This window comes from Micromonospora salmantinae, assembly GCF_022230905.1.
Classification (GTDB): domain Bacteria; phylum Actinomycetota; class Actinomycetes; order Mycobacteriales; family Micromonosporaceae; genus Micromonospora; species Micromonospora salmantinae.
In genome coordinates this window covers 19186-31759 of sequence record NZ_JAKKFG010000018.1, presented here as the reverse complement: position 1 = coordinate 31759, position 12574 = coordinate 19186, and the positions used below count along the sequence as shown (strand labels likewise).

Sequence of the window (12574 nt, the reverse complement as noted above, 5' to 3'; positions counted from 1 at the left end):
GTCTCGACGGTCGGTACGTCGGTCGTGCCGACCGGGCATGGCCGTGGGTGCACCGCCGTCGCGATGCACCCACGCCTTTCCTGTTCTGGTGGTCAGCTCAGTGCCGTACGGTCGGCGACACCTCGTTGCGGGAGTTCAGCGACACGACAGGCACCTGGCGGGTGGGGATCACCCCGTCGACTCCGGCCAGCAGCCGTCGTCCGGCCCGCTCCGGCCGGACGTTGGGGCTGTCGGCCGTCTGCGCCTGCGGGCGGCGGTTGACCGCCCGGATCCGCTCCTCGTCCACCCGGACCCCGAGCCCGGGTGCGTCGCCGAGGATGAAGGCGCCGTCCTCGACGTGCAGGTCGATGGAGACACCAACGGGTGTGTGCAGATCCTGCAACTCGCTGGTCAGGTGGTTAGGCACCGAGGTCGCGGCGTGCAGCAACCCGACCGGACTGTTGCCGATCGGGCTGACGGGCAGGTCGTGGGCATGGGCCAGGGCGGACGCCCGCAGGAAGTGGGTGACCCCCCAGACGGCCGCCATCTGGACGACGTCGACAGCGCCGGCGGCGATCAGTGGACGGTACTGTTCGAGCCCGGTGAGGTTCTCACCGGTGGCGACCGACGCGGACACGCCTCGGCTGACCGCGGCGAGACCCTCGGCGTCCCAGCGCCGGACCGGCTCCTCGATCCAGATGAGATCCAGGGTACGTTCCAGTTCACAGACATGCCGAACCGCCTGCTTGCGGGTCCACGCCTCGTTGACGTCGAGCATCAGGCCCGGCCGTCTGCCGTGCCCGGCCTCGGTCAGGACCTCCTTGACCAGGCTCAGGCGGTGCCGATCGCTCTCGATGTCGAGGCCGCCCTTGAGCTTGGCCGCCCGCAGGCCGTGGCTCGCGTAGACCTCGTACGCCGCGACGAGTTCGTCGTCGGTGAGCCCGATGTCCAGCCCGGACGCGTAGGCGGTGACCCGCCGGTCCCGTCCGCCCAGCAGCCGCCACAGCGGTTCGCCGGCGGCCTGCGCCTTGATGTCCCAGAGCGCGGTGTCCAGGGCGCCGATGGTGCCGAACACCGGCCCCGCGTGGCCCGCCTTGAAGGTGTGCCGCAACATGCGGTCGTACAGGGACGTCACGGCCCGGGGGTCTTCACCCTCGATGGCTGGGAAGATCCGCTCGATCTCGACGTGCGGCCCGAGGCCGACTCCCGAGATGCCCTCGTCGGTGTCGACGATGACGATCGAGACCGGAACCACCCCGTCGGCGAACACACCGTTGGCGTCGCCGACTGGTCGGCCCCATTCCTGGACCGTGGAGAGCGTCCGATATCCCGTGATCCGCATGTCAACCCTTCGTGGAACCGGCGGCCACGCCGTCGGCAATTTGGCGCTGGAGGAACAGGTAGACCAACAGGACGGGTATCGCGGCGATCAGCACCCCGGAGGCGAAGGTGGGGATGTTGTCGGAGTACTGCCCGCGCAGCGAGGTCACCCCGATCATGAGCGTCCGGTGCTCGGCCGAGGGCATCATCACCAGCGCCATGAGGACGTCGTTCCAGCAGAACAGGGCGTTGAGGATGCCGACCGACAGCAGCGCCGGGGTGCCCAGCGGCAGCATGATCCGGCGGTACACGCCGTACACGGTGCTGCCGTCGATCCGCGCGGCGTCGACGATCTCCGGCGGAATGCCCTTGTAGTAGCTCGTCATGAGAAAGACCGTGAAGGGCAGGAACTGGGCTACGTAGACCAGGATCAGGCCCGGGTACGTGTCGATGAGCGCGGTGTCGGCCATGATCCGGGCGAGCGGCACCATGATCACCTGGAACGGGATGAAGAGCCCCGCGAGGCAACCCAGGAACAGCGCCGACGAGCCGCGGAACCGCAGCTGGCTCAGGGCGAAGCCGGCCATCGACCCGAACAGCAGCAGCAGGAACACCGACACCGTCACGACGAAAAGCGAGTTGATGAAGTAACGGCCCATGCCGACGCTGTTCCACGCCGTGCTGATGTTCTCCCAGCGCAGGGCGTCGGTCAGACCGAACCGGTCGAGGATGTAGTCACGCCGGGTCTTCATCGCGACGTTGGCGGTGAACAGCAGGGGGTAGATCGTCGCCAGGGCGAGCAGCGACATGGGGATGGCGATAAGCCACCGTCCCAGGCGGAGGCGAGACATCAATCCTCCTTTCCAGATCGTTCGAGCAGCTTGATCTGCAACAGCCCCACGACGAGCATGATCACGAAGAGGATCGTCGACGCGGCCGACGCGAGAGCCGGACGGTTCATCTGGCCCTGCTGGATCCAGATGTAGTACTCCGGCAGGTATGTCGAGCCCTCCGGGCCGCCGCTGGTCATCACGAAGAGCAGACCGAACATCGAGGTCAGCATCCCGATCATCGTGGTCACGAAGACGAACTGGATGGTCCGGGCGAGACTCGGGATGATGACGTGCCAGACGACCTGGCGCAGCGACGCACCGTCCACCCGGGCGGCGTCCAGGAGCGCGGCGTCCAGCGTGGCGAAGCCGGCGAGGAACACCACCAGCGCCATCCCGAAGGTGGCCCAGATGTGCACGCCCACCACCATGAACATCGCGATGTCCGGGTCTCCGAGCCAGTCCACCGGACCGACACCGAACGACCCGAGCACGGCGTTGAGCGGGCCGTCGAAGGCGAGCAACAGGTTGAAGATCGCGCCGACGATGACCGGCGAGAGCACCGCCGGAAAGAAGTAGACGCTTCGGTAGAAGCGGTGGCCCGGCACCCGGAGGTAGATGAACGTCGCGAGCAGACCGGGGATCGCCACCGCCACCGGCAGCAGCAGCACCAGCAGCCCGACGTTGCTCAGCGCGGTCCGGAACAGCGGATCTCCGAACAGCTCGCGGTAGTTGCCGAATCCGACAGCGGTCCCGTTCTGCGCGCCGTCACCGGTGAAGGAGAAGTTGACGCCCAGCAGTAGCGGGTAGAGCCGCAGCAGCACGATGATCAGGACGGCCGGAAGGACCAGGATGTAGGGGGCGAAGCGCTCGGCCCCCAGGCCGCCACGGGTGCGACGGGGTTGTGCGCCATGCCGATGCGCGGCGGGGGTGGGCGCCGCCCCGCCGGCCCGTCCGGCCGAAGCCGGACGGACCGACGGCTGCGTGTTTCCGATCGGCACGAGGTCAGCCCGCCTGGTCGGAAGCGGCCAACTGCTTCACCACCTCGTCGACGGTGATCGACCCGCTGAGCAGCTGCTGGGAGAGGCGCCCCATCAGGTCCAGCGTCTTCGAGGAGAGCGCCACGTGCAGAGCGGGCTTGCCGCTCTTCAGCTCGCCGACGAGCGTGGCGACGGCCGGCCCGGCCTGCGACACGTCGATGGTGGTGTCGGCGGCGATCGCGCCGGCGTCGGCGTAGAAGGCCTTCAACGCATCGGCCGAGCTCAGGGAGCGCACCAGGTCGGCGGCCACCTTCGGGTCCTTCGTCCACTTGGCGACCGCGTACCCGATGCCACCGTCGTACGGGAGGCTCGGGGTGGTGCCGGCGGTGACGACGGGAGCCTTCATGACGCCGAGCTTCTCCGCGGTCAGGAACTCGTTGAAGTCCTGCCAGTGCCCCACGTCGGACATCAGACCCATGACGTGGGCGGCCTTACCGGACTGGAAGAGGGCGAAGGAGTCGTTGAACATGGCGGTCGAGTTGGCCCCGTCGCTGTTCATCTTCTTGTCGCCGGTCTCCTTCCAGGTCTGGAAGAGCCGCTTGACGTTGGCCGAGTTCCAGTCGCGCTTACCGGCGATCCAGGCGTCGTACTCCGCGGCGGTGAGGGTGGTCGAGCCCATGCTGGAGAGCCAGAACTGGATGCCGACGCCCTCCTTGTTGCCGAGGGCGAAGCACTTGGAGCCGGCCTTGGCGATGGCGGCGCAGTCGGCGACGAACTTGTCCCACGTGGTGGCCGGGCTCGCCGGGTCGAGGTTCGCCTTCTGGTAGATCGCCTTGTTGTAGTAGATCGGGTAGCCCTGCAGCGTCACCGGGGCGGCGTAGGTCTTGCCGTCCTTGCCGAACGCCTCCCAGCCGGCCAGCCGCTGCCTGTCCTCGGCCACGTAGTCGTCGAGGGGCACCAGCGCGTCCACCCGGTCGCGGATCTGGCCGCCACCGTTGAACAGCATGACGTCCGGGCCCTTGCCGGACTGGATCGCCGCACCGAGCAGGGTGTAGTACTGGTCGAAGGGCTGCGCGACGAACTCGACCTCAACGTCGGCGTGCTTCTTCTTGAAGTCGGCCTTGGCCTTCTCCAGATAGGATTTGGCGAACGGCTCGCCGGACTTCCAGTCCCACACGACCAACTTGCCGTCCGAGCTGGTTGACTTGCCCGAATCGCTAGCACTTCCACAACCGGTCAGGGCCAGGCCCACAACGAGGACGGCCGACCATATTGCGCGCTGTCTCATCGATTGTCACCTCTATATGGGGGGTGGCCGGCGGGTGTCCCGCGAGCCAAATGTTGACCGGAAGGTAACTCGTATGACGTGTGACGTCAACAGTCGGCCGTACACTGGCCCAGACGTCGTGCCACGGCGAGCCATTCGGAGGGGGACATGACGCCACCGCAGGAGACAGCCCTGAACAGTCCGGCGACCCCGGCGTGGGTGCGTCGGCCGACCAACCTCGCCAGGGCGGTCACCGCCGAACTGGTGGAGCGCATCGTCCGCGGCGTACACCCGTCCGGGTCGTCCCTACCTCCCGAGCCGATCCTCTGCGAGACCTTCGGCGTGAGCCGGACCGTCGTCCGGGAAGCAGTGAAGATCCTTCAGGAGAAGGGGCTGGTGCAGGTCCGTCAGGGCGCCGGCACCATGGTCACCCCGCCGTCACACTGGGACATGCTCGACGAACTCGTCCTCGCGGCCACCATCGCCGTGGACGACAGCCTCGCCATCCTCGACGACCTGGTCGTCACCCGGCGGGTGCTGGAGTCCGACATGGCGAACGTCGCCGCCCGCCTCGCCGACAGCGGCACCGTCGATCGACTCCGGGCCATGGTGGACCGGATGGACGAACTCGTCGACGACCACGTCACGTACCACGACCACGACCGGGCCTTCCACGACACGATCATGCAGGCATCCGGGAACCGGATCGCCCGTGGCGTCGTACGCGCGCTGGAGAGCCAGGTCATCAACACCGCCCGGTACATGGGCCGGACCGAACGGGCGCTGTGCGTGGCGTCCAACCAGGGTCACCGACGCATCTACGAACGCATCGCCGCCCACGACCCCAACGGCGCCGCCGAGGCGATGTTCACCCACATCACCGAGGCTTGGCTGGTCCGTCGCAGTGGCTCGGGGAGCCCGGTCCGCCTCGAACGCTGACCGTCACGGGAAACGGACGGCGCCCGCCCCCGGTAAGGGAGCAGGCGCCGCCAGCTGTGGCCGACAAGAGTCACGAGAACTGGGCGAAGAACCTCCAGATCTCACCCTTGGTCCAGGTGGTGATGCCGCTCTCGGCGTAGGTGCCGTCCACCGGGCCGGGCATGTGGCCGTTGTCGTACGCGGCCCACTGCACCGGGTATCCGGCCCGGCAACCCGAGTACGTGGTCGTGATGTGCGTGCGGCTGCCGGCCGCCGGCTCGCGCGGGCTCTGCGCGGTGCAGCCGTTGTTGCGGACGAACGTGTCGCGCAACGCCCGGCCACCCGAGATGCCCAGGACATTGTCCGAGATGCCGTGCAGCCCGAAGTACGCGATCGGCTGGGTACCGCCGCTGCACCCGCTGATCTGCCCACCGGAGATGACCGCGACGGCCCGGAAGACGTTGGCCCGCGCACAGGCGACGGCGTAGCTCATGCCGCCACCCCAGCTGAAGCCGAGCGCGAACCGCTGCCTCGGGTTGACGCAGAGGCTGCTCTCGATCCGGCTGATCATGTCGTCGACGAAGACGATGTCCTCACCGCCGGAGTTGCCCCAGCCGTTGCCGAACCCCTGGGGCGCGACCAGGATCGCGCTGTTGTTCGACTGCTCCTGCTGCCCGTAGTAGGACCACGGTGTTCCGCTGGTGCCGCCGGAGGAGATCTCCTGCATGGTGCCGCCGCGCCAGTGGAACGCGAAGATCAGCCGGTAGGGGTTGCTGTTGTTGTAGTTCGCCGGCACCCGCAGGATGAAGGTTCGGCTCTTGCCGTTGCTCTGGATGGTGTGCGTGCCGCTGGCCAGCGTCGGCGCCTTGCCGCACCCGCTACCACCCGACGGGGGTGGCGTCGTGGGGTCGGTCCCGCCGTCGACGCGGACGAGCTGCCACTGCTGGTTGGCGCCGTTCCAGTCGGCGTACTGCACGACGTTCCCACCGTCGGCGGTGGACGCGCCCTGCACCTCGACGACCTTGTTGCTGTTGCGGTTGATCAGCCGAACATAGCCACCGTCCGAGTCGGCCAGCCGGAACTGCTGGTTCGTCCCGTTGAGATCGGCCCACTGCACGATCGCACCACCGTCGGCGGTGGAGAAACCACTGACGTCGAGCACCTTGCCCGAGTGCCGCGACTTGATCCGGTAGTAGCCGCCACCGGAGTCGACGAACTGCCACTGCTGGTTGGCGCCGTTGTTACGCGTCCACTGGCTGATCCGCGCCCCGTCGTTGGTGGCCGAGGCGTACAGGTCCAACGCCTTACCGCTGTTGCGGTTCACCAGCACGTAGGAGGCGTTGGTGTCCACTGTCGCTGCCGCCGCGGGCGCCGCGTTGACCGCGACGAGTGCGCTGGCTGCCATGACCGCGGCAGCCGCCACGGCCAACCCTGACCGCCAGCGAGATCTTTGTCGAGAGGCGGGACGAGCCTCACCGAGGGCTTCCATGGTCCACTCCTTCGATCGGGGTCACCCACGAGCGGGAGCGCCCGCGCGTGCCCTGGCGTGCGTGCCGGCGTCGTGGTGGTGGCGTCAGCACGTCTGGGGTGTTGTGCGGGCAACCCGCGGCCAACGACGTACGTCGATGGGCGATGCCACGATCCGGGCTTCGTGGCAGACCGCGCCGAATCGCGCGGTACGACGTCGTGGCTCCCGCTGGCCGGGTGGCCCGCGGGGTGAAAATTAGCGGGTAAGACGTCATACGTCAAACGATTGATGTCGATCCGAGCAGATGTCCGGCAGCGGTAACCCGACGGTCACGGCGGCCCGCCCCGGAGGGGGCGGGCCGCCACTCGTCACGCCTCGCCTGGGCGGGCGCCGGCCGGATCCCGTACGGCCGGCAACTCCCGCTCCGCCAGTCGATGACGGGCGGTCGTCAGCCGATTCGGACCAGTTGCCACTGCTGGTTGTTACCGCCCCAGTCGGCGTACTGGACGACGTTTCCACCGTCGGCGGTGGACGCGCCCTGCACCTCGACGGCCTTGTTGCTGTTGCGGTTGATCAGGCGCACGTAGCCGTCGGCCGAGTTCGCGAGTCGGAACTGCTGGTTCGTGCCGTTGAGGTCGGACCACTGCACGATCGCGCCACCGTCGGCGGTGGAGAAGCCGCTGACGTCGAGCACCTTGCTGGAGTTGCGGGCCTTCAGCCGGTAGTAGCCGCCCCCCGAGTCGACGAACTGCCACTGCTGGTTGACGCCGTTGTTGCGCGTCCACTGGCTGATCCGCGCCCCGTCGTTGGTCGCCGAGGCGTAGACGTCCATCGCCTTGCCGCTGTTCCGGTTCAGCAACACGTACCAGGCGCTGGTGTCCACCCCGGAGCCCGGCGGGGGCGTGGTGGGCGGGGTGGAGCCACCGTTGAGGGCGTCCAGGACGGCGGTGTACGCGGCCTTCTTGTTGCCGTTGCAGTCGAACAGCAGAGCGTTGTCGGAACCACGCCACGAGTCACAGTCCCGCACACCCCAGGTGGTGATGCCGGTGCAGCGCGAGACGGCCAGGCAGGCGCGGGTGACGGCGCCGTAGATGTTGGCCTGGTTGCCGCCGGTCATCACGTCCAGCTCGGTGATCTGGACATCCACACCGAGATCGGCGAACCGCTGCAGGTTGGCCTGGTAGTCACCGGCCAGCGAGGTACCCAGGTGCGACTGGAAGCCCACGCAGTCGATCGGCACGCCACGGGACCTGAAGTCCCGCACCATGTTGTAGATGCCCGTCGACTTCGCGTTGATCCCGTCGGTGTTGTAGTCGTTGTAACACAACTTCGCGCCCGGATCCGCAGCCCGCGCCGCCCGGAACGCCGCCTCGATCCAGTCGTTGCCGGTGCGCTGGAGGTTCGAGTCACGACGCCCACCGCTACCACCGTCGGCGAACGCCTCGTTCACCACGTCCCACGAGTGGATCTTGCCCCGGTAGTGCGTCGCGACCTGCGTGACGTGGTTGATCGCCGCGTTCCGCAACGCGGTGCCGGACATGCCCTGCGCCCAGCCCGGCTGCTGTGCGTGCCACAGCAGGGTATGACCCCGCACGCTCATCCCGTTGGCCTGCGCATGGCTGACCAGACGATCACCACCGGAGTGGTTGAACTGGCCCTGCGACGGCTCGTTGGATGCCCACTTCATCTCGTTCTCGGCCACGACACTGTTGAACTCACGGTTCAGGATGGTCGTGTAGGCGCCGGTGGAGAGCTTGCCGGTCGCGACGGCGGCGCCGAAGTAGCGGCCCTTCTCGGCGGCGGCCGCCTTCAGGGTCGTGCCGGCACCGGATGCGGGAGCCAGCGCCACCGTCATACCGGCGGCGGTGAGGGCGACGGCGATTGTCGCCGCCGCCAGCATCGTTCTCATGGGTTTCATGGCGTTCCTTTTCAGTGGTTGCATCGGTGGTGGTGATGTGCCACTTCACTCGGGGCGACCGATCGGGACGGTCTTCCTGGCCACTCGGCATCAGCACGCGCGGTCCGAGAGGGCTGTCGCCGGCAACTGCCGGTCCCGAGGTGACGGCCGCATGCCCTTGCGGACGTCGTGATCAGAGGCACGACCCGTGCGGCTCGCCCGGTGAGCCACGGCAACGATCGTCCTCTATATCGAGAGTGAGCGATAACATGCCGTTCGTCAAGACGTAACGGGTCGTTCACGCCGATCTCCCGGAACGCCGCGTTTCGCCCGGTACCAAACCCCCAGAGCAACAGTGCTCAACCACCGCGCGACCAGCGGACGAGTCGTGCCACCGCGTCGCTCAGGCCACGCCGGACGGCAATCCTGTTATCGCTCACAGTCGCGGCCCGCGACCCCTGGTCGTTCACGAGCACCCGGTAGCACGCCGGTCTCCTCGAGCAGCGCGACGATGGCCGCGGACGGGAGGGCGACCCGGGTTCGCGGCGTGTAGTCAGCCATCACCATGGATCGAGGATCCTCGATTGACACTTCCTGGCCCGGAGAGAACACTAACTGCTACGCGACGCCATCCGAAGCCGGGCTGGGCGAGCCACAGGTAGCGGGCATCGTGCGATCACCGCGGGAGTCGGGCACACCGCGACCGGTTCGCACGGCCAATCCAGCCTGCACAGGCAATCGAAGGAGTCGTCCGTTGAGAATCAGAAGGAAACTGCTACTCGCCCTGGCCGCGTCACTGGTGGCGGCCGGCCTGGTGGCCCCCACTGTCGGGCCCGCGTACGCGGCGTCACTGACCGAGGTGACCAGCTTCGGTGACAACCCGGGCCGGATGCGCATGCACGTCTACGTGCCGGACAACCGTCCGGCCCGGCCGGCGGTCGTGGTGGCCATGCACGGCTGCGGCGGGTCCGGCCCCGGCTTCTACTCCGGGAGCGAGTTCGCCAGCCTCGCCGACCGCCACGGGTACATCGTGATCTACCCGTCCGCCACCCAGCAGGCCGGTTTCGGCAACTGCTTCGACGTCTGGTCGGACGCCGCCAAGCGACGGGGCGGCGGCAGCGACCCGGTGTCGATCGTCTCGATGGTCAGGTACGTGCAACAGCAGTACGCGGCCGATCCGGAGCGGCTCTACGCCACCGGCAGTTCGTCCGGCGGCATGATGACCAACCACATGCTGGCGCTCTATCCCGACCTGTTCAAGGCCGGCGCCGCGTTCATGGGCGTGCCGTTCAACTGCTTCGCCAACGCGGCGGACTTCCCGCCCACCAGCAGCCAGTGCACCGGCGGAAACATGAACCGGACCCCGCAGCAGTGGGGTGACGCCGTCCGCCAGGCGTACCCCGGCCACTCCGGGCCCCGCCCGCGTGTGCAGCTGTGGCACGGCACCAACGACACGCTCGTGCCGTACTCGCTGTTGCAGGAGGCGATCGAGCAGTGGACCAACGTGTTCGGGCTGAGCCAGACACCCACCTCCACAGACACACCCCAGGCCAACTGGAACCGGCGTCGGTACGCCGACAGCGGCGGCACCGTCCAGGTCGAGGCGTACAGCATCCAGGGGGCCGGGCACAGCCTGCCCTCCGGCGGCATGGCCGCGTCCGCCATCGCGTTCTTCGGACTGACCGACCCCACGACACCGCCGCCGACCACGCCACCGCCGACCACGCCACCGCCCACCACGCCACCGCCGACCACCCCGCCGCCGGCTTCCGGCGCCTGCCGGGTGACCGTCGACGTCAACGCCTGGAACACCGGGCTGACCGAGAACATCACCGTCACGAACACCGGCACCAGCGCCGTCAACGGCTGGTCCGTGGTCTTCACCCTGCCGGGTGGGCAGACCATCACCTCGGGCTGGAACGCCACCTACTCGCCCAGCTCGGGGCAGGTGACGGCCCGCAACGTCGCCTACAACGGCGGCATCCCCGCCAACGGCTCAGTGAGCTTCGGCTTCCAGGCCACCCACACCGGTAACAACGCCCGACCATCCTCGTTCACTCTCAACGGCGCGTCCTGCACCGTCGCCTGAGACCGGGTCGACGTCCACCCGCGCGTGCGCCGGTCACCACCTGATGGTGACCGGCGCACGACTCGTACGGCGTAGCCAGGATCAGCGGTAGCCGGCGCTCACGATGCTGGCCTGCACCGCGGCCTCGGTCGCGTCGGACGGGTAGCCGGCGACCATGGCCCCCTCGTAGAAGGTGCCGGCGCTCAGGTTCGCGCCGCCGTCGGGCTTGCAACAGTCACCGCCACTGCCCAGGATGATCGCACCCTGCTTCTTCATCGGGCTGTAGCCCGGCGGGAGCGAGCCGTCGTACAGCGTGTAGAGGCTGCCGGCCTGCGCGTCGCTACCCTTGATGGCGAACCGGGTCGTGCCATTGTTCTTCAGCGTCGCGGTGACGAACTTGCTGGTGAAGGCGCGCTGGTTCGGGTTCCAGCTCTGGCTGCCACCGGGGAAGAGACCCCACTCGAGGTCGGCCTGCACCCAGGGCCCGCTGCCGGAGCAGCCACCGAACCAGCACTGCTTGCTGAAGTTGATGGCGTCCATCGCACCGGCGGCGTCGGCCTTGCGCGTCGTCTCGCTGTTGCCGTAGTCGAAGCAGCAGCCGTTGTTGACGTGGGTGCCGCTGGTGACCATGTACATGCCCTCGGGTGCCGCGCCGGTCGGCACGCCGGTGAGGTGCCCGTCGCGCCAGTAGCTGTTACCGGGGTTGATGTAGAGCGAGTACGCCTTGGCGCCGCCCACTGTCAGCGACTCCGAGGTCGCGATCGCCGGCCTGCTCTGCGGGGAGCCCGGAACGACGCTCGAACCCTGGTACCAGAGGTCGTTGCCGCGCCCGGACTGGTCGAAGACGACAGTGATCACGCAGGTGGTGCCGGAGCAGAACGAGTCCTGCGTCGCCGCGTTGGCGGTGCCGCCGGTTCCCGTGAGCCCGATGTTGCGGGTCGTGTTGTCCGACGAGCGTCGGACCTGGTAGAGGTTGCCGGCGTACGCCTCGAAGAGCGCCCGCGTGGTGCTGTGCGCCGCGATGCACGGGGTGCCGCCGGAGGCGTAGATGTCGCACGGACGCGCGCCGGTCGGCGGGTCGGTCGGTGGCGGGGTGGTGGTCGGCGAGGCCCACTGCTGGTTGGTGCCGCCGTTACAGGCCCAGAGGATGATTTTGGTGCCGTTCGCGGTGGCCGCGGCGTTGGCGTCGAGGCACAGCCCGGACTGCACACCGGTGATGGTGCCGTTGCTGTTGACGTTCCACTGTTGGTTGTTCTGGCCGTTGCAGTCCCAGATGATCACCTGGGTGCCGTTGGCGGTGCCACGGCCGGAGGCGTCCAGGCACTTGTTGCCGTACGCCTGGATCTGCTTGGTGGACGTCCAGGTCCAGGTCTGGCCGGCGCTGCCGTTGCAGTCCCAGAGTTGCGTCTGGGTGCCGTTTGTGGTGCTGGAGTTGGGCACTTCGAGGCAGCGGCCGGACGGCGTACCGACGATCGGGGTGCTCTGCCCCGGCGCGATGGCGGCGGCGGCCATCGGGGCGGCGGCGGCCTCGGCGATCGGCGACGTGGCACCGGGGGTGGCGCCGATGCCGACGAGCACTCCGACCAGCGCGGCCGCCAGGGCGGTCAGACGTCGGGCTCGATGACGTCTCGGGACGAGTTCACGGGCTGTTCCTGGCCCGGTGGGGGAAGGGGTTCGCACGAGGTGGCTCCTCGGAGTCGTGGAAGCGCGGTGGGGGTGTCGACGCGCCACGAGGGGTGGTGGCGATGGCGAATCGATTCGCAGCGAATCGTATGACCTTTAATTAATTGGTGTCAATGAATGCGGTAGCGGGGTGGTGCGCTGGCCGTTGGGCGGACGGCCAGCGC

The 12574-nt window shown here is 68.2% G+C and carries 9 protein-coding genes; 2 read left to right on the top strand and 7 right to left on the bottom strand.

Going from position 1 to position 12574, the window contains the following annotated elements; genetic code table 11:
- Positions 1-97 precede the first annotated feature (97 nt).
- From PSH03_RS15585 to PSH03_RS15570, 4 genes are read right to left on the bottom strand one after another with little or no spacing between them, the layout of a single operon-like run.
- Entirely contained in the window at positions 98-1321 is a 1224-nt protein-coding gene (locus PSH03_RS15585; RefSeq protein ID WP_238689550.1) for a mandelate racemase/muconate lactonizing enzyme family protein, read from the bottom strand.
- 1 nt (position 1322) lies between these two features.
- Positions 1323-2150 carry a carbohydrate ABC transporter permease gene (locus PSH03_RS15580; RefSeq protein ID WP_210781640.1) on the bottom strand — a complete coding sequence of 276 codons (828 nt, stop codon included), beginning with the start codon at positions 2148-2150 and terminating at the stop codon, positions 1323-1325.
- Positions 2150-3130 carry a carbohydrate ABC transporter permease gene (locus PSH03_RS15575; RefSeq protein ID WP_210781641.1) on the bottom strand — a complete coding sequence of 327 codons (981 nt, stop codon included), beginning with the start codon at positions 3128-3130 and terminating at the stop codon, positions 2150-2152. The genes PSH03_RS15580 and PSH03_RS15575 overlap by 1 nt, the downstream gene beginning before the upstream one ends.
- Before the next feature lie 4 nt (positions 3131-3134).
- On the bottom strand, positions 3135-4397 hold the full coding sequence (locus PSH03_RS15570; RefSeq protein WP_210781642.1) for an ABC transporter substrate-binding protein: 1263 nt from the start codon (positions 4395-4397) through the stop codon (positions 3135-3137).
- Positions 4398-4544: 147 nt separating this feature from the next.
- Between PSH03_RS15570 and PSH03_RS15565 the strand changes: the two genes are divergently transcribed.
- On the top strand, positions 4545-5315 hold the full coding sequence (locus PSH03_RS15565; RefSeq protein ID WP_210781643.1) for a FadR/GntR family transcriptional regulator: 771 nt from the start codon (positions 4545-4547) through the stop codon (positions 5313-5315).
- 70 nt (positions 5316-5385) lie between these two features.
- Here PSH03_RS15565 and PSH03_RS15560 read toward each other — a convergent pair whose 3' ends face one another.
- Both PSH03_RS15560 and PSH03_RS15555 read right to left on the bottom strand, forming a co-directional pair.
- Entirely contained in the window at positions 5386-6783 is a 1398-nt protein-coding gene (locus PSH03_RS15560; RefSeq protein WP_238689549.1) for an RICIN domain-containing protein, read from the bottom strand.
- A gap of 427 nt (positions 6784-7210) precedes the next feature.
- Entirely contained in the window at positions 7211-8680 is a 1470-nt protein-coding gene (locus tag PSH03_RS15555; RefSeq protein WP_210781645.1) for an endo-1,4-beta-xylanase, read from the bottom strand.
- 733 nt (positions 8681-9413) lie between these two features.
- Between PSH03_RS15555 and PSH03_RS15550 the strand changes: the two genes are divergently transcribed.
- Positions 9414-10748, top strand: coding sequence for an extracellular catalytic domain type 1 short-chain-length polyhydroxyalkanoate depolymerase (locus PSH03_RS15550; protein WP_238689548.1), 1335 nt, complete (start codon positions 9414-9416; stop codon positions 10746-10748).
- An 81-nt stretch (positions 10749-10829) separates the two neighbouring features.
- On the opposite strand, the gene PSH03_RS32890 is transcribed toward PSH03_RS15550, so the two are convergent.
- Complete coding sequence (locus PSH03_RS32890) at positions 10830-12407, bottom strand: arabinofuranosidase catalytic domain-containing protein (protein ID WP_308194385.1); 1578 nt, start codon at positions 12405-12407, stop codon at positions 10830-10832.
- Positions 12408-12574 lie beyond the last annotated feature (167 nt).